The sequence below is a fragment of the Acinetobacter sp. WCHA39 genome (genome assembly GCF_002165385.1).
Classification (GTDB): Bacteria; Pseudomonadota; Gammaproteobacteria; order Pseudomonadales; family Moraxellaceae; genus Acinetobacter.
Genome location: NZ_NHRP01000025.1, coordinates 20,700 through 44,609 on the forward strand (window position 1 = coordinate 20,700; position 23,910 = coordinate 44,609).

Annotated in this window: 24 protein-coding genes and 1 pseudogene; 10 read left to right on the forward strand and 15 right to left on the reverse strand. The window is 38.0% G+C overall.

The window, feature by feature from the left end:
- Nucleotides 1-22 precede the first annotated feature (22 nt).
- Complete coding sequence (locus CDG56_RS12375) at nucleotides 23-421, forward strand: outer membrane protein assembly factor BamE (RefSeq protein WP_004663429.1); 399 nt, start codon at nucleotides 23-25, stop codon at nucleotides 419-421.
- A gap of 53 nt (nucleotides 422-474) precedes the next feature.
- Here CDG56_RS12375 and CDG56_RS12380 read toward each other — a convergent pair whose 3' ends face one another.
- The 10 genes from CDG56_RS12380 to CDG56_RS12425 all read right to left on the reverse strand — a co-directional run bounded on the left by CDG56_RS12380 (nucleotide 475) and on the right by CDG56_RS12425 (nucleotide 10,591).
- Complete coding sequence (locus CDG56_RS12380) at nucleotides 475-795, reverse strand: RnfH family protein (protein ID WP_087548040.1); 321 nt, start codon at nucleotides 793-795, stop codon at nucleotides 475-477.
- Nucleotides 795-1,877 (reverse strand): hypothetical protein, encoded by a 1,083-nt coding sequence (locus CDG56_RS12385; protein WP_087548041.1) that lies wholly within the window; start codon nucleotides 1,875-1,877, stop codon nucleotides 795-797. Before CDG56_RS12385 ends, CDG56_RS12380 begins: the two co-directional genes overlap by 1 nt.
- A gap of 248 nt (nucleotides 1,878-2,125) precedes the next feature.
- The gene (locus tag CDG56_RS12390; protein ID WP_004663432.1) at nucleotides 2,126-2,581 is read right to left on the reverse strand and encodes a bacteriohemerythrin; all 456 of its coding nucleotides are present in this window, start codon (nucleotides 2,579-2,581) and stop codon (nucleotides 2,126-2,128) included.
- Nucleotides 2,582-2,858: 277 nt separating this feature from the next.
- A complete protein-coding gene (locus CDG56_RS12395) occupies nucleotides 2,859-3,707 on the reverse strand; it encodes a class II glutamine amidotransferase (RefSeq protein WP_087548042.1) in 849 nt (282 codons plus the stop codon).
- Nucleotides 3,708-3,804: 97 nt separating this feature from the next.
- A complete protein-coding gene (locus CDG56_RS12400) occupies nucleotides 3,805-4,581 on the reverse strand; it encodes a GNAT family N-acetyltransferase (RefSeq protein ID WP_087548043.1) in 777 nt (258 codons plus the stop codon).
- Between the two features lie 115 nt (nucleotides 4,582-4,696).
- Entirely contained in the window at nucleotides 4,697-5,596 is a 900-nt protein-coding gene (gene argB / locus CDG56_RS12405) for an acetylglutamate kinase (RefSeq protein WP_004663435.1), read from the reverse strand.
- 13 nt (nucleotides 5,597-5,609) lie between these two features.
- Nucleotides 5,610-7,031: a phosphomannomutase/phosphoglucomutase gene (locus CDG56_RS12410; protein ID WP_087548044.1), complete on the reverse strand. Its 1,422-nt coding sequence runs from the start codon at nucleotides 7,029-7,031 to the stop codon at nucleotides 5,610-5,612.
- Nucleotides 7,032-7,224: 193 nt separating this feature from the next.
- Entirely contained in the window at nucleotides 7,225-7,677 is a 453-nt protein-coding gene (dut, locus tag CDG56_RS12415; protein WP_087537162.1) for a dUTP diphosphatase, read from the reverse strand.
- Between the two features lie 23 nt (nucleotides 7,678-7,700).
- Entirely contained in the window at nucleotides 7,701-9,740 is a 2,040-nt protein-coding gene (gene rep / locus CDG56_RS12420) for a DNA helicase Rep (RefSeq protein WP_087548045.1), read from the reverse strand.
- A 185-nt stretch (nucleotides 9,741-9,925) separates the two neighbouring features.
- Entirely contained in the window at nucleotides 9,926-10,591 is a 666-nt protein-coding gene (locus CDG56_RS12425) for an OmpA family protein (protein WP_042891288.1), read from the reverse strand.
- A 389-nt stretch (nucleotides 10,592-10,980) separates the two neighbouring features.
- Here CDG56_RS12425 and CDG56_RS12430 point away from each other — a divergent pair, with 389 nt between their 5' ends.
- The 6 genes from CDG56_RS12430 (at nucleotide 10,981) to CDG56_RS12455 (ending at nucleotide 15,385) form a co-directional block, all read left to right on the forward strand.
- Nucleotides 10,981-11,898, forward strand: a complete 918-nt coding sequence (locus CDG56_RS12430) for an acyltransferase (protein WP_087544917.1) — start codon at nucleotides 10,981-10,983, stop codon at nucleotides 11,896-11,898.
- Between the two features lie 24 nt (nucleotides 11,899-11,922).
- The gene (locus CDG56_RS12435; protein ID WP_087548046.1) at nucleotides 11,923-12,981 is read left to right on the forward strand and encodes a hypothetical protein; all 1,059 of its coding nucleotides are present in this window, start codon (nucleotides 11,923-11,925) and stop codon (nucleotides 12,979-12,981) included.
- A gap of 118 nt (nucleotides 12,982-13,099) precedes the next feature.
- Nucleotides 13,100-13,819, forward strand: a complete 720-nt coding sequence (minC, locus tag CDG56_RS12440) for a septum site-determining protein MinC (RefSeq protein ID WP_087544913.1) — start codon at nucleotides 13,100-13,102, stop codon at nucleotides 13,817-13,819.
- A gap of 65 nt (nucleotides 13,820-13,884) precedes the next feature.
- The gene (gene minD / locus CDG56_RS12445; RefSeq protein ID WP_087548047.1) at nucleotides 13,885-14,697 is read left to right on the forward strand and encodes a septum site-determining protein MinD; all 813 of its coding nucleotides are present in this window, start codon (nucleotides 13,885-13,887) and stop codon (nucleotides 14,695-14,697) included.
- Between the two features lie 2 nt (nucleotides 14,698-14,699).
- Nucleotides 14,700-14,972, forward strand: a complete 273-nt coding sequence (minE, locus tag CDG56_RS12450; RefSeq protein WP_004663449.1) for a cell division topological specificity factor MinE — start codon at nucleotides 14,700-14,702, stop codon at nucleotides 14,970-14,972.
- A 125-nt stretch (nucleotides 14,973-15,097) separates the two neighbouring features.
- A complete protein-coding gene (locus tag CDG56_RS12455) occupies nucleotides 15,098-15,385 on the forward strand; it encodes a PA4642 family protein (RefSeq protein WP_005158274.1) in 288 nt (95 codons plus the stop codon).
- A gap of 43 nt (nucleotides 15,386-15,428) precedes the next feature.
- Here CDG56_RS12455 and rhtC read toward each other — a convergent pair whose 3' ends face one another.
- Complete coding sequence (rhtC, locus tag CDG56_RS12460; protein WP_004663452.1) at nucleotides 15,429-16,046, reverse strand: threonine export protein RhtC; 618 nt, start codon at nucleotides 16,044-16,046, stop codon at nucleotides 15,429-15,431.
- A gap of 128 nt (nucleotides 16,047-16,174) precedes the next feature.
- Entirely contained in the window at nucleotides 16,175-19,276 is a 3,102-nt protein-coding gene (locus CDG56_RS12465; RefSeq protein ID WP_087548048.1) for a DNA translocase FtsK, read from the reverse strand.
- 281 nt (nucleotides 19,277-19,557) lie between these two features.
- Between CDG56_RS12465 and trxB the strand changes: the two genes are divergently transcribed.
- The 3 genes from trxB to CDG56_RS12480 all read left to right on the forward strand — a co-directional run bounded on the left by trxB (nucleotide 19,558) and on the right by CDG56_RS12480 (nucleotide 22,175).
- Nucleotides 19,558-20,508 (forward strand): thioredoxin-disulfide reductase, encoded by a 951-nt coding sequence (trxB, locus tag CDG56_RS12470; RefSeq protein WP_004663455.1) that lies wholly within the window; start codon nucleotides 19,558-19,560, stop codon nucleotides 20,506-20,508.
- Nucleotides 20,509-20,601: 93 nt separating this feature from the next.
- The gene (aat, locus tag CDG56_RS12475) at nucleotides 20,602-21,333 is read left to right on the forward strand and encodes a leucyl/phenylalanyl-tRNA--protein transferase (protein ID WP_087548049.1); all 732 of its coding nucleotides are present in this window, start codon (nucleotides 20,602-20,604) and stop codon (nucleotides 21,331-21,333) included.
- Nucleotides 21,334-21,359: 26 nt separating this feature from the next.
- Nucleotides 21,360-22,175, forward strand: a complete 816-nt coding sequence (locus tag CDG56_RS12480; protein ID WP_005158286.1) for an arginyltransferase — start codon at nucleotides 21,360-21,362, stop codon at nucleotides 22,173-22,175.
- Here CDG56_RS12480 and rimI read toward each other — a convergent pair.
- The 3 genes and pseudogenes from rimI to CDG56_RS12495 form a co-directional block, all read right to left on the reverse strand.
- Complete coding sequence (gene rimI, locus CDG56_RS12485) at nucleotides 22,161-22,622, reverse strand: ribosomal protein S18-alanine N-acetyltransferase (protein WP_171295161.1); 462 nt, start codon at nucleotides 22,620-22,622, stop codon at nucleotides 22,161-22,163. The genes CDG56_RS12480 and rimI overlap by 15 nt on opposite strands.
- A gap of 93 nt (nucleotides 22,623-22,715) precedes the next feature.
- Nucleotides 22,716-23,600: a metal-dependent hydrolase gene (locus tag CDG56_RS12490; RefSeq protein ID WP_087537151.1), complete on the reverse strand. Its 885-nt coding sequence runs from the start codon at nucleotides 23,598-23,600 to the stop codon at nucleotides 22,716-22,718.
- A gap of 202 nt (nucleotides 23,601-23,802) precedes the next feature.
- Nucleotides 23,803-23,910 (reverse strand): annotated as a pseudogene (locus tag CDG56_RS12495) (elongation factor Tu); the annotation flags it as partial.

A 23,910-nucleotide genomic window follows, 5' to 3' on the forward strand; every position in this document is an offset into this window, starting at 1 on the left:
TTTATCAGGATAGTGTAGCAAAATGCAAAAAATCATGCTGGCGTTATTCGTCACTTCAGTACTTAGCGGTTGTTCAGTCTTTGGTGTTTATAAAGTCGATATTCCACAGGGAACACCATTAACTAAAGCACAAGCATCACAAGTACAAGTCGGCATGAGCTTTCAGCAAGTCCGTTTCTTACTGGGTAGTCCAACTGTTACAGATCCATTAAATCCATTACGTTGGGACTATATCTACAACTACACACCAGGTACTTATGCTAAAAAAGCAAAAATACCCGCAGTGCGTGGTCAACACTTAAAAGTTTATTTCGATGCGAATGGCAATGTAGAACGTCTAGAAGGTTTAGATACGATTCCCGAATCACAACCTGGTTTACCAGCATCAAAAGAAGCGATTCTGACTGCGCCACCACTATAAATAGTTTCCAAAAAAAAGAAACCCCTCACCGAATCATTCGTGAGGGGTTTTATTTATGAACTTGATGGTCTGAAACGATTACCCTTAATAAAACGTCCAACGGGGTTCTTTGCGGCACGCTTGCGTCTAATATCTTTAGGATTAATCGTCAATGGACGATAAATCTCTACTCGATCACCCACTTGTAAAACAGTATCTACCTCAATCTTGCTACCAAATACCCCAAGATTTAAAAGCTCTGGAAGTTTTACCTGTTCTGCTAAACCACTTGCATCAATCGCTTGTTGTGCAGTCATTCCTTCATTGAATGGAACGGCAATCATAAATTGCTGTTCAGGTGTCACAAATGCAACCCAAACTTGTTTCTGTTCCATTATAAAACTTGTCCAATAACTGCGACAATCGCAATCAAAATTGAAAGCGGTAAAACTAAACGTACCGCAATACGCCATACGTTATAAAATAATTCGTTACTAAAGCCCATGGCCTTACGAAGATGGCTAATCTTCATAACCCAGCCTGCAAAAACGGCATAAATTAAACAAATCACTAATCCCCAAATCATCAATAGAGTATTAAAAATTTGGTCAACTTGTGGCACAGCCCAAACTGCAATTGCCGCGAGAATAATGCCCCATTGAATAATGATTGCAAGTTGGCGTTGTGCTAACTGCTCTTTAGCACATTGGATCAATAATGCAGCAGACATTATCGCAGCAAAAACCCACGCTAATGCTGGAAGTTGCGCTTGGGTAGAGAAGAAACCAAATGCAATGACAGCAATAAGCTGCGCGACCCAGATCGGAAAGACTGAACTTGTGACCGCTTGTTGTTTTTTCACTGTCGCTAAGCTACTTTGCCAATACAATCCTAGACCTAGACCACTTGCGACTAAAGCGAGCACTGTAGCATTGCCCCACTCTTTAAACTCAATACCTGTCCAGTGCCAAGTCGTTAACTGAGTGCCCATCACATTTGCACCAATGAAAGCAGCAATGACTCCAATTGTTGTAAGTCCAATTAAAAATTGGCGCGGTATAAACGATAAACCAAGCACTATAACGGCAAAAACAGCGAAAAGGATTTGAACAGGAAGATTTAATCCAAGCTGCTCAGTCACAATATGAGCAGAGGTAGTTATCATACTGCCTGCAAAGAAAGGAACAAAAACAACAGCGAACCAACCTACTAAACGCCATTTCGGGGAAGCATCAGCATCACGCGTTAAAGTAGAAAGTGCTTGTAACGCGGTCATCTGTGAACGTTTCGCTAAGGCAATTTCAAGAAAACCAATCGGTAGTGCTAATAAAAGCATGGTTCCTAGCCACAATAACCAAAAATCAAATTGACGATCAATTTGAATACCCACTGTTGGTGCTAATGTGCTAATCATGACAAAAGATAAGCAAAACGCCATCACTGGTGTAAGCCAGCGTGACAGAGTTGTGTCCTGCATACTGCATTCCTTAAAAAGCTTAGAACTCATTGTGCTTCTTTATGGAGCTTACAATGAAATATTCAATCTATTTTGCCTTTGTCACGTCTGAAAATCAAAACAAAAGATGCCCAAAGAAAAAGGCAAATCACCATAAAGATGACTTGCCGCGCCTAGTTATTATTATGTAAATCTGACCTCTTATTTTTTACTCATCTTCACCTTATTATTTTTCTACCATAAGAGGTCTTATTGTTATTATTTTATTGTTAAGCAAAGAACCGTGAAAACCAATTCTTGCCTTTTTTCTTTTCATTTTCTTTAATAATGCCAATCATATTTTCTCTTACTGCACCAACATAATCTGCATCATCATGGCGAATGTGATTAATTAACCATTTAGAGAGAGCTTCATGCAATTCTTTATCAATTTCATGACCCAGTTCAAAGCGCTCACGATAAGCCTCTATTTTTTTAATAAATAAGTCATGCACACGCTTGTGAGGTACACGATACTTATAGTTTGCTTCTTCTTGTAAACTTTCTTCAAAGGTAAAATGTGATTGTGTATAGTCAATAATATTATCTAATACACTTTTCATTTTTACACGATCATGGGAATATTTTAAATCAGCGATTTCATTAATATAATCTAGAATACGTCGATGCTGATCATCGATTACCTCTATTCCTGTATTATATTCGGTAGACCATTTCATGCCCATATCGATTCCTAAAACCAATGTGATTTATTGAATAAGGACATAATATCGACTAAGTAATTAAATAAAAACACAGCATTTTTGTCAGATTTTAAATATTTTCAATAAAATAAATTAACCTATTGTTTTATATTTATTTAAATATTTTATCCAATCAAAACACTCAAGTATTTTTTAACCAATTTTAAAACCAAGTTCATCATGGAGTTTAAATATAAAAGTTAAGGAATTCATATTATAAAAAAGGTATATATCATGTATTAATTTTGATTATACCTAATTAATATTGATCTGCTTTGGTAATTCGTTTTAACAGCGGATTGTCTGCTTCTCGAATTAAACGTTCAACACGTGTTAGTGTATATTTTATGGGTTTCCCGTGCTGAAATAAAATCATTTCGCCTGGCTGATATGCAGTCCATGATTCATTATGTGTGAGCGGTTCCGTCGTGATAACAGCAACACGATCTTCAGGTGTCGTTACCTCGCTAAAATCCACTTTGACGTCTAAATCAATTAAATGCGCAGGTTGAAATGGATATTCTCTTACTAACCAATGCAGTTTAGTTGTCGCATAACTAAATAATGCTTGCCCATTGGATAGGCAAAAATTAAACGTGCCATGTTCAGCAATTTCAGGTGAAATCCGTTCTAACAGAGAAAAAACTTTCTCTATACACGGTTCTGTATATCCAAACGCTTCAACCATTTGATCTAATAAATAACAAAAAGCACGTTCGCTGTCTGTATTACCGACAGGTTCAAAGCGACCACTAAGCTGAGGATTAAAATCGTGTAGATCACCGTTATGTGCAAAAATCCAATGTCGCCCCCATAACTCACGTAGAAATGGATGTGAATTTTCTAGCGTAATTTTGCCTTGTGTTGCTTTTCGGATATGTGCAATCACATTACGAGATTTAATAGGATAATTACGAACTAAATCTGCAATTGGTGATTCAACTGCAGATTGATTATCAACAAATAACCGACATGCTTTGTCTTCAAAAAATGCGATACCAAAGCCATCACAATGATCAGACGTAACGCCAGCTCGTTGAGAAAATCCACGAAAGGAAAAAGTAATATCTGTTGGTGTAGCGCAATTCATTCCTAATAGCTGGCACATATCTTCTAACTATCTAACATCTAAGCCTATTGTGCATGAAGTTTAGATATCTTGTAAATCTCAATATGTGCTCAGTATTAGACTAACAATGATATAACTATCGCTGCACCATTTTATTCATGACAAAAGAAGTGGCAATTTTGTTAATTTCTAAGAAAACAAAATAATCTAAACATTTGAAATCTTCATCATAAAATGCTTGTTTAGAGAGCTTAGATTGCATACCTAGATATGTATCAAATAATTTTGGCATCCGTTCATCTTGTGGGAAGCTATATTCTGGTCTCTCAGGTTCGAATGCATGTTTTGAACGAATATCAATAATTTGGTGATCACCCAATTGCTGAATCTGACGATGAGTGTAATAGGCACGCGCTAAATTATCTTCAAGATGAATACTGACACATCCCATAAGATACTTAGCACGCATTGACCACAACACCTTTGGCACCAAATTTAACCAGAGCATTGATAAGGCTTTTCCAGAACGGAATTGTGGATGTACGCAGGTACGACCTATTTCTAGAATACTTGGCAAATGCGAAAGGTTAGGAACAACATCAAACTCTTTAGCGCTATAGCTTTGCCCAATCTCATGCCCCTGAAATAATTTAAGGCGTGTATAGGCAACAATTTCACCAGTCCATTTCTCACGTAATACAGCATGCTCACAACCAAAGTCATAGAGATCTTGATCGAGACCATCTTCAAAAGAGATACCAAATTGATGAGAGAATTGATTTGCTCTAAAACGTTGTACTTCTTGTAATTCTTTTAGATTGTCCACCCACCCAAACCGAAATTGATTTTGTGATGGTTTTTGGCGTAAAGGTGAAGTTAATGTCTGACGATAATGATTTAATTTTTCTAGCATAATGAAAGCTCCTTATGTCTAGAGTTACCTTAAATTGATTAAATGACATTGAAATGACTATAACATGAACAGATCATGACGAAAAAAAAGACCTTCATGAGGTCTTTTTTAATCTTTAGTGCTTCGCACGATTGGTAATCAGCGTTCCAACCCCGTGGTCAGTAAAAATCTCTAATAATGTTGCATGGGGTACTCGACCATCTACAATATGTGCACTCACGACCCCACCTTTGACCGCGTCTAATGCACAACCGACTTTAGGAATCATGCCACCGTAGATAACGCCTGTTTCAATTAAACGATCTACTTCTTGCGTACTTAATCCAGTTAATAAGTTTTTATTTTCATCTAATACGCCTGTGATATTGGTCAATAGAATCAGTTTTTCAGCACCCAATGCTTCTGCAACTTTTCCAGCGACAAGATCAGCATTGATATTATAAGTATTCCCTTCTTCATCCACACCTAATGGTGCGATCACAGGAATAAAATCACCTTGGGTAAACATTTCCAACACATCGGTTTTAACGCCTGTCACTTCACCGACCATACCCAAATCAATTTGAGAAATTGAGCCATCAGCTTCTTGCTTTTCCATAAGCAATTTACGGGCACGAAGTAAATTACCATCTTTACCTGTTAAACCAATTGCACGACCACCATGTTGGTTAATCAGATTGACGATCGATTTATTGACACTACCACCCAACACCATTTCTACCACTTCCATCGTGGCTTGATCAGTAACGCGCATCCCATCAATACGATCAGACTCTTGTCCTAAACGTTTCAATAAAGAATCAACTTGTGGACCACCACCATGTACAACAATTGGATTCAAGCCCACTGTTTTTAATAGCACAATGTCACGCGCAAAAGAGCTTTCAAGCTCTGGATCAGTCATTGCATTGCCACCATATTTTACAACCAACGTTTTACCTGCAAAACGTTGAATATACGGCAAAGCTTCAATCAAAATTTTTGCTTTATCAATGCCGATATGCTCATGTGGCATGCGTGTCTCCTTATTAAGCTTGTGCGAGTTCTTGTGCAATTTGCGGATATTGCTCTTGCATCATAGAAACAAATTCTTGGCGGATTTCACTTAATCTGCTTGGATTATCTGCATCAAAACGAACTGTGAAATACTCACCCGTATTAGATGCTCGAATAATGCCAAAACCATCATCAAAATCAAGTCTTACACCATCTATTTTACTTAAACGAGCACCTAAACGATGACTTTGAATTTCAATATCATTTAAAACTTGTTTAGGGTTTATATCATGGGTACTGATATAGGTATCTTCAGTACAATAACGTTCAGGGTAAATTTCTAATAATGCAGAAAGGTTTGCTTCGTCTGATTGAGTCAGGTATTCCATGACTCTTAACGCCGCATATAGACCATCGTCATAACCAAAACCACGACCATCATTAAATACATAATGACCCGCATACTCTCCCCCAAATACGGCATTGCCTTTTGATTGAGATAAATATGCGCGCAAGAAACTACTTCCTGTACGAATCATTTTGGCTTGGCCATGAAGTTTTTGTACCGTCTCAGCCACCATTTGTGAACATTTCACATCAAATACGATTTCTTTTTGAGGATGCTGTTTTAAACAAATTTGTGCGAATAAAGACAATAAGCGGTCTGGACTAATAATATGGGCAAGCTCATCCAAAATAACGACCCGATCACCATCACCATCCAAGGCAATACCAATATCTGCTTTTTCCAAAAGGATAGCCGCTTGCAACTGTTTTAAATGTTCCGCATGTGAGGGATCTGGGGCATGATCAGGAAAATTCCCATTGGCTTCACAACGTAAAGCGATAACCTGACAACCTAACTTCTCTAAGACGAGTTTTGCACAACGACCTGCTGCACCATGTAAACCATCTAATGCAACTTTTAAAGGGCGTTTTAGCTGAATATCACTTAATAATGATTGTTGATATTTTAAACAAAATTCAGGAATAATATGATGCGATAATTCTTGTAGATCACTATTCTTTTCAATTGTTTTTAACGCAAATTGAGCTGCTAAACCGACCTGTTGAATAATCTCAGGGCTAGGTGGTTCTCCTTGTAAAATCCATTTAATCCCATTATCAGATTTAGGATTATGGCTTGCGGTTACCATAATTCCATTCCCACCAAAATCACGCGCGATATAGTACATCATGGGCGATGAGCAACATCCAATGTTGGTGACTGTTAAACCCTGTGTTTGAAAAATCTGTTGAATAATATTGGCATAAGTCGGACTCGTTAGACGTGCGTCATACCCAATAACGACTTGATATTGTCCTGCATTTTTATATTGTTGTGCTAAAGCATAGCCAATTGAATGAATTACATGAGGTGTTAAATGATTTAATTTTCCGCGAATATCATAAGCACGAAAAATACTCAGAGGAAATGTATATTTTGTATTCACAGTGAACCCCTATTTTTATAATCATTAGCTGATTCAAAAAAAACAGAACTATTCAGAAATTAGTTAACCCTTGTTCAGAAAAATTAAAATAATTTGTCAGCTGCTTTTTAATACAAATCCAAAGAACAATCAATATCAAAAATGCAATGCTTTTAAGCAAAGCATTGCATTTAAATTGATAATGAAAGCAGTATTAGTGTTGACCTGTATGTCCAAAACCACCTGTACCACGTTCAGTCGCAACAAATTCTTGCACTTGTTCAAATTCAGCTTGTACCACAGGAACTAAAACGTATTGAGCCAAACGTTCACCTGGTTCTAATCGGAATGTACTTTGCCCACGATTCCAAACAGAAATCATCAATTCACCTTGATAATCGGAATCAATCAAACCGACCAAGTTCCCTAATACAATACCATGTTTATGACCAAGACCTGAACGTGGTAAAATTAAACCTGCAAAGTTTGGATCTTCGATATAAATTGCTAGGCCTGTTTTGACTAAGACCGTTTCACCAGCCGCAATATCAATTGCAGTATCTAAACAGGCACGTAAATCTAAACCTGCTGAACCCGTTGTGGCATAAGAAGGCAACGCCCATTCTTGACCTAAACGAGCATCTAATACTTTAACTTGAACTTTCATTACAACTTCCTACTTACTATTTCTTAACGTTTCAATAATGCTTTTAAATTCGCGAGATATTGCTGAGCTTGCTCTTTCGGATCAACATTCGGTGCGAGTTTCTTTTTACGACCGTGCCACTCTAGATCATCTTGTGGCAATTCGTCTAAGAAACGGCTTGGGGTCATTTGACGCATTTGACCACCGTTTTTACGCTGCTCAGCAAGTGTCAAGGTAAGCCCTTGTCGAGCACGGGTAATGCCCACATACATTAAACGGCGTTCTTCTTCGATGGTTTCTGAAGCAATCGAGTTTTTATGTGGTAATAGCTCTTCTTCCAAGCCAATCATGTACACATAAGGAAATTCCAATCCTTTTGCAGCATGTAGCGTCAATAAGTTCACTTTATCCGTGTCCTCTTCTTCTTGCTGCTGCTCTAACATATCGAGCAATACCAGTTTACGAATCACACTTTCAATATTCTTTTCATCGACATCATCAGTACGATTAATCAGATTTTGGATACTGGTATAGAGGCTCTCAATATTATCGATTTTGGTTTTTTCTTGAGCAGGTGTTGCTGCTTGCTCACGTACATAATCGATGTAACCCGCTTCGTTGATCATTTGACGAACTTTAGGTACAGGCTCATCATCGTCTAACAATTCACGGGTAAATGTTGCGATAAAATCAGCAAACTCATGTAATTGAGTCGCAGCTTTCTTAGGCAATACCATCGACAATCGTTGATCTGAAGAAGCTGTTAATAACGATAAGGTATTTTCTTGTGCAAATAGTCCTAGTTTCTCTAAGGTGACAGGCCCAATTGCACGCTTCGGTGTATTAATAATTCGTAAGAAAGCACTATCATCTTCAGGATTAATAATGAGACGTAAATAGCTCATCACATCTTTAATCTCAGCACGAGCAAAGAATGATTGCCCACCTGATAATTTATAAGGGATTTGCATTTGGCGAAGTTGTGTTTCTAAAACACGTGCTTGGAAGTTACCACGATATAAAATCGCATAATCTTTCCAATTTTTCCCATTCATCAATTTATGCGTGATGAGATCTTTAACAACACGCTCTGCCTCATCATCATCATTTAAACAAGTAATAATCCGAATGGTCTCGCCATGCCCTTTATCACTCCACAGCTTCTTATCAAAAATATGTGGATTATTTTCAATAACAGCATTGGCTGCTTTTAAGATTCGGCTGGTTGAACGATAGTTTTGTTCAAGCTTAATCACTTTTAAGTTATGGAAATCATCTTTCAACAACGCCATATTTTCAGGTTTTGCACCACGCCACGCATAAATGGATTGGTCATCATCACCAACGGCAGTAAACTGTCCCATCACACCAACCAACAGCTTCACTAAGGTATATTGTGCCGTATTGGTATCTTGATATTCATCGACCAATAAATAACGCACACGATTCTGCCATTTATCGCGCACCTCAGCATTTTCTTGGAGTAAACGTGTTGGCATCACAATCAGATCATCAAAGTCTACGGCATTATATGCACGTAAGTTGCGCTCGTAGAGTTGGTACAAATGAGCAAGTTGTACATCTTCAACAGTTTCACAAGTTGAGTGTGCCTGTTCCGGCACAACCAAGTCATTTTTCCAATCAGAAATTTTCTTCATTGCTTTGGCGATGAGTTCTTTACTTTCTGCGCCCGACATATTATCGCGCTGCATTAAGTCCATCAGAATTCGTTTGCAGTCGTCTGCATCTAAAATCGAAAAATTGGCTTTAAGAGGTAAGTTTTTTAATTCTAAACGCAATAAATTTAAGCCAAAAGTATGGAAAGTCGAAACTGAGAGTCCTTTTGCTTCTTCACGTGACAATAACTTAGCGACACGCTCCTTCATTTCACGTGCGGCTTTATTGGTAAAGGTCATGGCAGTAATACGATGTGCTGGAATACCACATTGCTGTACCAAAAAAGCAACTTTTCGTGTAATCACTGAGGTTTTACCTGAACCCGCACCTGCGAGCACCAACAATGGCCCTTGAACATATTTCATCGCTTCAAGTTGCTTGTCATTGAGTTGACTGGCAGATGACATCTCGTAATACCTCTCACGTTTTCGAGCATGATTATAGACATCTCTGTTTTAGAATCCCAATAGTAAATCTTGGGATCTGTATAAATTATGATGCCTTATACAAATGACACGCCACAGCTTGTCGCAAGCTGTTCGACACAATAAAAAAAAACCACCCGAAGGTGGTTTTTCTAAATCAGTAATAATTACTGTTTTGCATAAATACTAATTTCTACACGGCGGTTTTGTTCTTTACCAGCAGCAGTTGCGTTTGAAGCGATAGGATTAGAAGAACCTAAACCTTGCGCATCAATACGGCTGCTTGAAACACCTTGGCTTGCTAAATAGTTTTTAACTGATTGAGCACGTGCTTGAGACAATGGGATATTGATTGAATCATTACCAGTATTGTCTGTGTAGCCAGTAACTAAGATTGCGCTCTTGTTATCTTCAGCTAAAGTTTGCGCCACTTTGTTTAAAGTACCGTAGAAGTTTGGTTTGATGTTTGATTTATTGGTATCAAAGGTGATGCTACCCGGCATGATCAATTGAACAGAACCATCTGGATTACGACTTACATCAACACCTGTACCTGCCATTTGCTCACGTAATTTTTTCTCTTTGTTATCGAGATATAAACCACTTGCGCCACCAAGAATCGCACCGATTGCAATTGCACGGTTGTTTTGGCTGCTGCTACCGTTGTTAATACCTTTAGAAACACCGTAACCAGCCGCCGCACCAATTAATGTACCTAAAGCAGCTTTGTCGTATGAAACACCGCCGATATCATTACCTTGTCCGCTCATTGTTTGGCAACCAGAAAGTACCAATCCAGCCCCTACCAATGTTGAAATTACTAATGCACGCATTGCGTAGCTCCTGTCTATGTATTTTGTTGTCTGAACAAATAATGAATGAGAAAATCAAGCCAGACCATTGATATTTTGTTAATAACAAACAGTTTATTTATATTTTTGTAATATTTTGATGCACTTTTCTTGATCTTATACTCACATTCTCTCCACTGTTTATCATTTTGCATAACAATACACTTATGGTAAATAAGTCACATTATTAAAAATTAAGTAATCATCTAAGTCTTCTATGGTAAAAATTTTAATTTCCCAGATTTTGTATCTATAAGTACTGGAATATATGAAAATTGTGAACATTTAAAAATATACAGTTGTATTTAAACATCTGTTGTTTATAGTTAAAAGGATTGTTTTATCGAAAATTAGCACCCAAGGTTTGATTTATGTCTACCACAAATAAAAAAGTATCGTTATTAGAAAGGGTAACTAAAGGACTTACTGTTGGTTCCGTAATCACAGGAAGTACTTTTTTACATGGTCCTCCTGTTCTTGCTCTTGGTTTTACAAAATTATTTAAAAAATCAAAAAAGGTAGATGAAACCAATATTCAGTTGGCGAATAGTTGGATTGGGGTAAATAATCAACTGATTGAAAAAGTCTTACCAAATCTTAAATGGGAAATTAGTATTGATGAAAAGCTCGATCTGAATTTACAAGGTCGTTATATGATGATTTGTAATCATCAAAGTTGGGTTGACACCACAGTAAATCAATATTTTGGTCTCACACGTATGCCACTTACCCGCTTCTTTACCAAATGGGAACTCATCTTTATTCCTTTTGTTGGGCAAGCCTTTAAGATTTTGGGTTTCCCAATGATGAAACGTCACTCAAAGGAACAAGTGGCTAAAAACCCAGAACTGAAACATCGCGATATGTTAGAAGCACGTAAAGCCTGTGAACAGCTCTTAAGTCAGCCTTTTACACTACTCAATTATCTTGAAGGCACTCGCTTTACCGCAGAAAAACAAGCAAAACAGCAATCACCCTACCAAAACTTACTTAAGCCAAAAGCAGGTGGCTTGGCATTGGCTTTAAACATCTTAGGCGATAAGATTGATGCTTTGGTTGATATGACCATTGTCTATCCTGATGGTGCACCAGATTATGGTGATTTCTGGCTAGGCAATGTTTCACGTATTGCTGTGGATTTACGTAAAATAGAAATTCCAGATTGGGTACTGGGTGGAAATTATGAAGATGATCCAATCTACCGCGAACGCTTCCAGCAATGGGTCGACCAAATTTGGACAGAGAAAGACCAACTGATTTCACAAATGAAATCTAAATATTATCAATAGTCTGATTAGGAATTGACTCACCACATGACTCAGCAGGACTCAAAACAAAACTCTAAATATAACCTTGTAAATCCAAACAGTAAGTTTTTTAAACTGTTTCTGGTTTATGACATTTTCATGGTGTTTATTATTGTTTTTAATTTGTTCTGCTTAGGCATGAACTTTTTTTTAATGAGTAATATTGGCGAATGGTTTTTTAATACGATCCATTTAGCTGGTGTACTTGAATTCTATCGTAGCTATCTGCACCCTTGGGTGATTATCACCGAAGCATGGTTTATTATTTTTTTAATCACTGAACTTGCCGTGCGATGGGCAATTGCGATTGTGAATAAACACCATGCTCGTTGGTGGTTTTTTCCATTTATTCATTGGTATGAAATCTTAGCGATTATTCCCCATTTACGTTTTCTACGTTTATTCCGCGCAGGTATCATTGCCTATCGTTTACATGAACTAGGTTATAAAGTCGTTCCAGATAATATTCGAATTAAGGCACTTTTTTATTACAGTGTCGTTATGGAAGAATTGTCAGATCGTGTGGTGATTACAGTTGTAGATGGCGTCCGACAGGAGCTAGAAACCAGTTCAAGTCATAAAGATATTATTCATGAGTTAGTGGATCATCATCGTCAATTATTTACCGTTGCCCTTTCTTCTATATTGCAAGAATCTTTAGCAAAAACGTTACAAGCACAACAACCGATCATTACGCAAAAAGTAGGGATTATTGTTAATCAAGCCATTGAAGATACGCCTGAGCTAACTCAATTATTACGTCTAATCCCAATCGTAGGTGGGCGAATTGAACAGCAAATTCAAAGTATAGGACAGCGTTTGGGTGAAAATATCAGTGCAGGTTTAATTGAACCGTTTACTAACGGATCTGTAAATCAACCCAATGAGAATTATGTATTTATTGCAGAAAAAGTCAGTGAATTGAATATTGATAATAAATACTTAGAAGAATTGGTCGAATCAGTGGTATTTGAAAGTCTTGCAGCCATACGAAAACAAGTCAAAGTCAAACAATGGCAGCAAACTTTACGTGAATATGATCAATTGGATAAAAAAGCAGAATGATTACAAGAAAATTTACCAATCTAGCTAGAGAATTCCTGTAATTTGTTCTAGCATTTGCTTTTATTTACAACATGCTTTAACACAATAGAGTGCTTAAAAAAGCCCTTAAGGATAAATTATGGCTGATATACGGATTACGGGCAGAATGGTGAATTTTAGTCGATTAACATTCGACACAAATGACCATAATGCGATCCGCCAGCAACTTACAAGCACCCTCAATGAAGGTTCTTATCTTGGAACATTAGTCATTATTGACAGTACCGTTGAACAAGAACTGATTGCCTTAATTCAATTGCTGATTGATCTTGGGTTACAGCCAATGGCGGTAATTGATGGAATTTTAGGTGATGAAGCTCGGGCGATTCAATTTCCTGTACTGCCTGCTGATCAACCTTTACAGCGTATCAAAGCATCAAAAGAGCAAGTCGTTGCTCAAGCACCTGAAAAAAATACTGAAACTCAAGAAATACAAACACCACAAAAACAAACACCGACTACGCATATCACCTCGTATCATGATGAGATTTTGCGTACTGGACAATGTTTGGTACAGGAGCAAGGTGATATTATCTTGAATGCGGGTATGAATAGTGGCTCTGAAGTCATTGCGTCTGGAAATATTCACATTTATGGCAATGCTCGTGGTAGAGTCATTGCAGGCGCAGGTGGGCACACATCAGCTCGAATTTTTTGTCATTCACTAGAAGCAGAGTTAATCTCGATCGCAGGGACATATTGTGTCGCAGATGATATTCCTAAAGATATGATCAAAAAACCCGTACATATTTATTTAAATAACAAGCAAGAGCTTGAATTTGAAGCCTTACAGTTTTAATTTAACTTGTTAAACACCCAAAAAGCCCTTTTAGGGCCGTATGACCATAAATAGGAGTGGATTCGGTGGCCAAAATTGTTGTCGTAACGTCAGGCAAAGGTGGTGTAGGTAAAACTACAACAAGCGCATCTTTTGCAACAGGTTTAGCCCTACGTGGTCATAAAACTGTTGTGATTGATTTCGATGTAGGTTTACGTAATCTCGATTTGATCATGGGCTGTGAACGCCGTGTCGTTTATGACTTTGTCAATGTCATCAATAATGAAGCTCGCTTACAACAAGCCCTGATTCGTGATAAAGAAATCGAAAACCTATACATTCTTCCAGCATCTCAAACACGTGATAAAGACGCTTTGAGCGATGAAGGTGTTGCACGTGTCATTGATGAACTATCTCAAGAGTTTGATTACATCATTTGTGACTCACCTGCGGGTATTGAGCGTGGCGCGGTCTTGGCAATGTATCATGCTGATGAAGCAATCATTGTGACAAACCCAGAAATTTCATCAGTACGTGACTCTGATCGTATTATTGGTATGCTTGATAGTAAAACTAAAAAAGTTGAACACAACGAAGGCCGTATCCGTAAACATCTCTGTATCACACGTTTCAACCCTGAACGTGCTGACAAACAAGAAATGTTAACGATTGATGATATTTCAAAAGATATTTTACGTGTTCCGACTTTGGGTGTTATTCCTGAGTGTCCAAGCGTACTTCAAGCATCGAACGAAGGTAAGCCCGTAATTCTTTATGATGGAACTAAAGCTGGGCAAGCCTATGATGATTTAGTCGCTCGTTTCCTAGGCGAAGATCGTCCTTATCGACATATTGCAGTACAGCCAAAAGGTTGGTTAGCTAGACTATTTGGAGCGTAATTATGGCAGGATTTTGGAGTAAACTTTTTAGCAGTGATGAAAAACCATCAAGTGCACAAACTGCCAAAGATCGCTTAAAAGTTATTGTTGCATCTGAACAAGGTTTAGGTCGTCGCTTAAGCCAAGACAAAATTGACCAAATGAAAAAAGAAATCATGCAAGTGGTCAGTCGTTACGTTCGTGGTGTAGATGAACAGCACATTCAAATGCAAGTTCGTTCAGAAGCAAATATCGAAATGTTAGAAATGAATATCAATTTACCTGAAGATCGATAGAAGTTTTTTCATTAGCGATTTTTCACAAATAAAGGCAAAATACATTGCGACTGAACAAAGCCATGCTTTGTTAATTATTCAGTCCCGTATTTTGCCTTTATTATTTTAAGACTGAGGAGATTGTCATGGCATTATCACAGCCAGCAACTTTCAATGAAGAATGGTCAGATGAGCGTGTTTTTGCCTACCTCAACCAACTTCCACCAGCAGATGTCAATGCTGACTTCCATGTGCTCTATCATGCTTTCAAACATATGCGTCCCTTCGACTATGAGCGCTTGATCACCAAATTTTTAGCTGATGGTCGTGATTTAAATGCGACTAATCCTGAAGGACAGCGTATTCATGACGTGATCGCTCAATTTCCACGTCAAAAAGACGGCTTCTTAGAAGTATTAGCAAAATTTGCTTAAGATAAAAAAGCCTGCTTAAAGCAGGCTTTTTTATCTCTTTATTTTATCGACTACCAATCAAATAAACGCCCAGTAAGGTAAAAATCCCACCAGAAATACCATCAATCCATTTTGCAAAATTTTGATATGCTGTTCTGAATGTAGGCAATGAGAATACAAACGCTACCACCAAGAACCACAGCAAGGTCTCTATCGCAATAATAATAAAAAGCAAAGAGTGATGCTGATCAAATAAAGGATTGGCTAAGAATAATGAAAATACACTGCCAAAATAAATCACTGCTTTAGGATTCGATAAGTTAGTGAGTAAACCTTTCATAAAAAACAAATAAGGCGACTGAGGTAATACTATCTGTTTGATACTTTGCTCACCTTTTGAAAAAGCTGAACGAAGCATTTGGTATCCCAACCAACATAAATATAAACCACCAGCGACTAAAAGGCCTTGTTTTAGCCAAGCCATCTTTTCAAATATAATATTCAGTCCCATCAATGCTAAAAGTGACCAAACCATTGCCCCCAAGCAAATACCAAATGCAACCAATACTGCATCCTTACGAGAACGGCTGACAGCAGTTTGAGAGACTAAGAAGAAATCAGGCCCTGGAGTGATAAGCGCACAAAAATGAATAAAAATGAGTGTACATAATGCAACAAACATGGCTCACCCTTTAGCTTGTATTTTTAAACAATAAGCTTAAATAAAAAACGTGATTATTACTATATAAAATTGATAAACCTATAACAATAAAGCCCCTAAAGAGGGGCTTTATTAGTGTAATATTCTTATTAAACGAGAATATCACGTTTGCCGTTAGCTCCCATTGAACTTACGATCCCGTTCTCTTCCATTTGATCAATAATTCGTGCAGCTCGGTTATACCCCAAACTAAATTTACGTTGTAACGATGATGTTGAAGCCTTGCGCGTTTCAAGTACAAAAGAAACACACTGATCATAAAGTGCATCACGATTAGGATCACCATCACCATCTTCAAAACCACGTGAGGTTGGTTCTTCATCAAATGGGGTTAAGATTTCATCAACATAATCAGGCTCACCACGTTCACGCCAAGCGTCACAGATGCGGTTCACCTCATCATCACTAATAAACGCACCATGCACACGCTCAGGTTCGATTTTACCTGGTCCTAAGAATAGCATGTCACCGTGCCCTAATAGATCTTCTGCCCCACCTGCATCAAGGATTGTTCGAGAGTCAATTTTACTATTTACACGTAATGCAACACGTGTTGGGATATTCGCCTTAATCAAACCTGTAATCACGTCTACAGATGGTCGCTGTGTCGCAAGTAATAAATGAATACCTGCCGCACGGGATTTCTGTGCCAGACGGGTAATCATCTCCTCAGCTTTTTTACCAACCTGCATAATCATGTCAGCGAATTCATCTGCAACAATCACAATCGATGGTAAAGGAGCTAATCGTGGTGCACGCTCCCCTACAACTGAATCACTAGCTTTCCAAGTCGGATCAATCAAATCGTCACCATTGGCAATCGCTTCTTCAACTTTGCGGTTATAGTCAGCCAATTTACGAATTTTTAGAAAAGACATTAGCTTATAACGACGTTCCATTTCATTTACACACCAATTCAATGCGCTTACAGCATCTTTCATATCAGTAACAACAGGTGTTAATAAATGTGGAATATCATTGTAGTTAGCTAATTCAAGCTGTTTTGGGTCGATTAGAATTAAACGCAATTGATCAGGCGTGTATTTTAACAACATCGATAAAATCATTGAGTTAACAGCTACTGACTTACCAGAACCAGTTGTTCCCGCAACTAACATATGTGGTGCTTTACCCAAATCAGTAATCACAGGATTACCTGAAATGTCTTTACCCATCGCCATCGAAAGTAAACCCGCTGGGTCTTCAAATGCAGGTGTCTTTAACAACTCAATCAGTCGAACCATTTCACGGCTGCTATTTGGGACTTCAATGCCGATATAAGGTTTTCCAGCAATCACCTCAACCACACGAACAGATGCCATTGACATTGAACGTGCTAAGTCACGCGAAATATTGGTCACTTTAGATGCTTTTACACCCGGTGCAAGATCTAGTTCAAAACGTGTCACGACAGGCCCAGGTTGAGCCTCCACTACTTGAGCTTTGACATTAAACTCTTGTAATTTAATTTCTAGAAGTTCAGACAAACGAGCTAATTGTTCAGCTGTAAAGTTCACCTTTTTATTCGGGTCTACCTCGTCCAATAATTCTAAACCTGGCAAAGTTGGTAAATCACGACGTTTTTGAGCCACTTGCATCGCACGAGACATCGGCCGACCAAAAGAATCTGTTAACGGCGCATCTAAATCAAAATCATCTTCGATATCAAAATTTTCTTCAACTTTACCCGCAGTTTCTTGCCATGCTTCAATAAATGCTTCTTTTGATAAACTTTCTTTAGGTGTTTCAATCTCAATAGGTGCTTTTACAAAAGCCGAAGACTGCGCGTAGCTCGAGCTCGGAGTTTGCAATACAGATTGCTGTTGTTTGTCTTCAATTAACAAATCATCAAATTCATCAAATTCATCAAAACTTTCATCCAAAATACTTTGCTTATCATCAGAGATCATATTTTTGATCATATGATGCGACTGAACTGCCGTTGCTTGCGGTACAGATTGAACTTCTGTTGAATCTAACTCAATATCAAAGTCAATTTCATCACTTTCAATTTTTGCCGTTGATCGCGTTTCTTGAATAAATGGCTTATGTACATCCGTAGCCGTTTTACTATTAGGAACAGCAGCCAATAATTCATCAAATATTTGGTCATCATTCCAATCGACTGGACTCTGATGAGGACGTTGCGCTGCCGCAGAAGAAACTTCCGTTGCTGCGTGTACATATTGAGATGAAGGATTTATAGCATCATCTGCCGCTCGCAAAAGTGCATCAATTTCTTGTTTATGGCTCGCATCATCATGTTGTAATGCACGCCATACTTCACCTGTTTGAATTAAACGCTGACTATCGGCTGCAAGTTGATGTGCTTGTTTTAAAGTCTGCTCAAAGTCTTCTGTTGATAATACTTCTTGTGATTGAACACTTTGCTGCTCTTTGGCAACAACATCAGCAAATAGTTTTTCGGCTAATAATTGATGATGTGCATTGTCTGTCGATGCTGTTTTAGCTGCAATGCTGTGCTGTGTACTTTGGGCTGTATCATTCGCCTCTACAATATTTGAATCCGCCGCTTGGAGTGGAGCTTTTTGCTTTATAGTTGGTGTTTCTGTTGAGGCTAATTGTTCAGTCAAATCATAAGCAGATTCGTGTTGAGGTATATTTTTATAGAACAAATCTTGTAAATATGCTGGCGTATTTTTTAATGTTGCCCAAGTTTTATTCCATTGAATACCAAAAGCTAAAGTGAATAATAAAATACTGAAAGCAAATAAAAAAAATGTTGCACCATAAATGGTTAAAAGCTGAGAAAGGCTCTGACCCAACTCATAACCAATAATACCACCTGCTGCATTTTCTAAAGTATCTGCTGGAACATTCCAATGTAGATACAACAAACTAGAAATGGACAGAATCAAGAAGAACTGTGCTGCATAACGGAATGGGCGATTTAAAAAACTTCTAGGCCACCATACTTGAATTGCTTCGATAAATAGAAATAAAGGAATGAACAAACTTGCCCATCCTAAAAAACCGAATAACAAGTCTGCAATCCAAGCACCTGCAACACCACTTGCATTTGAGACCTGTTGCGTATCACTGGAAATATGCATCCAACCTGGATCAAAAGGTGTGTAGGTTACTGTGGCAAGAAATAGATAAATGCCAAAAGAAATCAAAAATAATGTCATTAAAAAGCGTTGTGCATAAACACTTGACACCGCAGCCATATACAGTCCTGTAACCCAATTTGTTATTTGTAGGTATCGATTAAGGTCTAACTGACCTTGATCAATAAGTTTTATATTATGCACTCGTTCTTACAAAAAAGATGCACGATTGTTTACTGTTGTTGTTAACATCCATTGTTGTTGCAAACATTGATGAAATATCAGTAAATGCTCTCCATGATATAGCTCAATTCGATTAAGTATATCAATATTATCCAACCCACTCCCCTGTGGATTCACGTATAATTTTAAAAGTTTCAATATAAAAAGGATGTTCTTTAATGAGCGCTCGTCACTCACGGTTAATTATTTTGGGTTCTGGTCCTGCAGGTTATAGCGCGGCAGTTTATGCAGCGCGTGCCAACCTTAAACCGACACTGATTGCAGGCTTGCAATTAGGTGGTCAATTAACAACGACCACTGAAGTTGATAACTGGCCTGGTGACCCTGAAGGATTAACTGGTCCTGTGTTAATGGAGCGTATGCAAGCTCATGCAGAACGTTTCGGTACAGAAATTGTCTATGATCACATCAACGAAGTAGACCTTAAAACGCGTCCATTTGTGTTAAAAGGTGATATGGAAGAGTATACTTGCGATGCGCTTATTATTGCTACAGGCGCAACAGCACAATATTTAGGTCTTGAATCTGAAGCTGCATTTATGGGTCAAGGTGTAAGTGCTTGTGCGACTTGTGATGGTTTCTTCTATAAAAACCAAAATGTGATGGTTGTAGGCGGTGGTAATACGGCTGTTGAGGAAGCGCTTTATTTATCGAATATCGCTGCTCACGTTACTTTGGTTCATCGCCGCGATAGCTTGCGTTCTGAAAAGATCTTACAAGATCATCTCTTTGCAAAAGAGAAAGAAGGTAAGATCAGTATTATTTGGAATCATCAAGTAGATGAAGTTCTAGGTGATAAAACAGGTGTAACTTCTGTTCGCATTAAATCTACACAAGATGAAACAACACAAGATATTCAAGTACAAGGTCTCTTTGTTGCAATTGGACATAAACCGAATACAGGAATGTTTGATGGTCAATTAAACCTACGTGATGGTTATATTCAGGTGCACAGTGGAACTGCTGGTAATGCTACAGCCGCTTCTATTGAAGGCGTATTTGCCGCAGGTGATGTAGCAGATAGTATCTACCGCCAAGCAATCACTTCAGCAGGTTCAGGCTGTATGGCTGCTTTGGATGCTGAAAAATATCTCGACAATTTGAAGTAATCTCTATATTCCCTTGCGTTGACAATTTAGAATAGATTGTCAACGCGCTCTAGTTGCGTTAATTTAGAATCATTCTTATTCACTTTAGCAACTATGCAAGCGCTGCCTTTATCAAAATATATTTTCCCAGATCCTATTGAAGCCGATCCAGAAGGACATGGCTTTATTTGTATTGGCGCAGACTTATCAACTGCTACATTATTTGAGGCCTATACACATGGTCTCTTCCCTTGGTTTAACGAAGATGAACCAATTTGTTGGTGGAGTCCTGAACCACGCTGCATTATTCAGCCACATGCATATAAACCCAGTAAATCATTAATTCGAAATATGAAAAAACATGATTATCGAATTACAGTGAATCATGCTTTTGAAGATGTAATACGCTCATGTTCACTCCCCCGTAGCTATGCTGATGAAACCTGGATAAATGAAGATATAATCGAAGGCTATTGTTCTCTATTTAAGGCGGGTTATGCCTACAGCATTGAGGTCTGGCAACAAGAAAAATTAGTTGGTGGACTATATGGCGTAACGATAGGTAAAGGCTGTTTTGGTGAGTCCATGTTTAGCACCGAAACTGATGTTTCCAAGATGGCTTTCTACACCCTGATGCTGATTGGACAGGAAAATCAGTTGCCGTGGATCGACTGCCAACTGGTTAACGATCATCTCCTGAGTCTGGGAGCCAGTACAATTTCTCGCCAGACATATCTAAAATCGTTACAAGATGTAATTATTGCCCCCTCTATCAATTGGAAAAGTTATCAAGAACGTGTATTTTCAAGTAAAACAATAGCAGTTTTTGCAAAATTAGACGGTTAATGGATTAACACCTTGGAGGGAGATTAATGAAATCATACCAACCCAAGTCCCTTTTAAATGACTTACAGTACTACATAACACCGCCACACGACTGCAGTTATCTCGATAACAAATCAGCTCGAATGGTATTTTTAGATCCAATTCACCGCATTGATGTGGTGACATTGTCTGAACTTTCGCGTGTCGGTTTTAGACGTAGTGGCGATTTTGTCTATCGTCCCGAATGCCATTTATGTCGCCAATGTTTGTCTTGTCGCGTTCCAATTCAAGAATTTAAAATGAATAGTAGCCAGAAGAAGGCATGGAAACGTAATCAAGATTTAAAAATGAGTATTTTGCCAACTTCACAAGCCACTCAACAGCATTATGATTTGTATGAGCGTTATATTAACGAGCGTCATGCAGATGGCGATATGTATCCAGCAACATTAGATCAGTTTGAAAAATTCCTCGTTCACAGTTGTACAGAAAGTTTTTTCATTGAACTTTGGGATGATCAGAAACTTATTGCCGTTTCTACTTGTGACTTACTGGATGATGGTCTCTCTGCTGTATATACTTTTTTTGATCCTCAAGAACAACGTCGTTCACTTGGTGTTTTTGCGATTCTTAAACAAATTGAATATGTCAGCACTTTAAATTTAGATTATCTATATTTAGGTTATTGGGTGCCTCACTCAGCTAAAATGAACTACAAATCACAATATACGCCACTGGAATTATTATTAGATGGACAATGGCGTCGTCTTAACCGCCCACTCTCAGAAAAAGAGATTCATCAACTTGGAAATTCATTAATGACAACACTACCATCGGAATGGGATAACTTAATTATTAAATAAAGCAGCAAAATCATCAGTGCATGTTTTGACCATAATCACAGCATGCTCTTTTGTACCATCTAAATTTGGATAATAATTTTTGCGTAAGTCTATTTGATGAAAATCCGTTTTTTCATACAGACGAATTGCAGCAAGATTGCTTTCACGTACTTCTAAAAAAATTTGAATCGGATCATTTTTTAAAAGTTGAATTGAATAATCTAACAACTCGTATCCAAGACCTTTACCCTGTTGGCTTGGATGAATCGCCATCAGTAATAAATTGGCCTCATCTAGAACAGGCTGTAAAATACAGAACCCAACAACCTGATTCGACTGCTCATAGACCGTGCACTGATAGGAAGCTAAAGACTCTTGAAATTGTTGCTTCGACCAAGGATGTGTTTGTACTAAGCGCTCAATTGCAACAACACTGTCTAAATCGCTCTCTTGCATCAATCGGATCACAGACTTTTACCCTATAAAATACTGATGCAGATTATCAGCAATTTAATACAAAATTTGAATAAGAAAATGGGCAATTTTAATTGCCCATTTTAGTTAACTCATATTAAAGCCTAATTCAGCACGCCATTTATTCAATAATGCTGTTGTATCATCATCATTCGGATGAAATTTTGGTCTTAAAAATGCCAGTAACTTTGGAATTTGACGTGTCATAAAACCTTTATAGCCATACATGAACTTGAGCATATATTTGGTATCTCGCCATGTAAGTCTGCCATCAGTTTTTAAAAGAGTCGCAGTGAAATATGACTGGGTAATAAAAATTAAACCCATTGCAATCACTAAAGCTAATGAACGCATAAAATACGCTTTAAATCCCTGCCCATACATCGCTTCATAAACGTCAAATGCCACCGCTTTATGCTCATTTTCTTCAACTGCATGCCACATCCATAAATGGTACATGGTCTCATCCATAAACATGGATTGAATATCTGGGTTAGACAATAGTTCTTCAGCAATCGTTGATGTAAAATGCTCCAAGGCACAAGTACCCGTTAAACCAATCATCTCTTTTGTAAAACCAAATGGTTTTAATAATTTAGTACTTATAGCAACGCCATACTGAATCACTTTACCTGTTTGTGCCTCCAATTTGCGCACATCATAACCATAAGCTTGCGCAGCTGCATTAAAGGCCAAGTGTTCCTTTGAATGCATTGCCTCTTGTCCAATAAAAGCACTAATTTCTTTTTGTAATCGAGGATCAGCAACTTTTGGATCATTTCTAACTGCACGGGTACTATTCACAAAAAATTGTTCACCCTCTGGAAACAGTGCTGAAAGTGCAGTCATAAAATGAGTTAAAGCAGCATCTCCATTTGCCCAATACCGTGGAACTTCGCCAAACTCAAAATCCATTCGGCGTACAGGAAAACTAGCGCCAGCGCGGTTTGAAATATTGACCTTAGCATTCATGCTGTTGACTCCTTTTAAATGGAAAATTTCCATTTAGTACTTTTGTTCATTTTCTTGTGTTTTATATTACGGTTTTATTGCGATGAATTAAGTGCAGTTTAGGACAGCAAGGTATCAGTTTAGGACACAATTAAGGATAGATTGTCGAACAATAGACATAAAAAAACACCCCAAAGGGGTGTTTTTTTATCACTCTAAGCGATTATGCAGTTACTTTCGCAACAACACCAGCGCCTACAGTACGACCACCTTCACGGATCGCAAAACGTAGACCTGGGTCCATTGCGATCGGGTGGATTAACTCTACTGA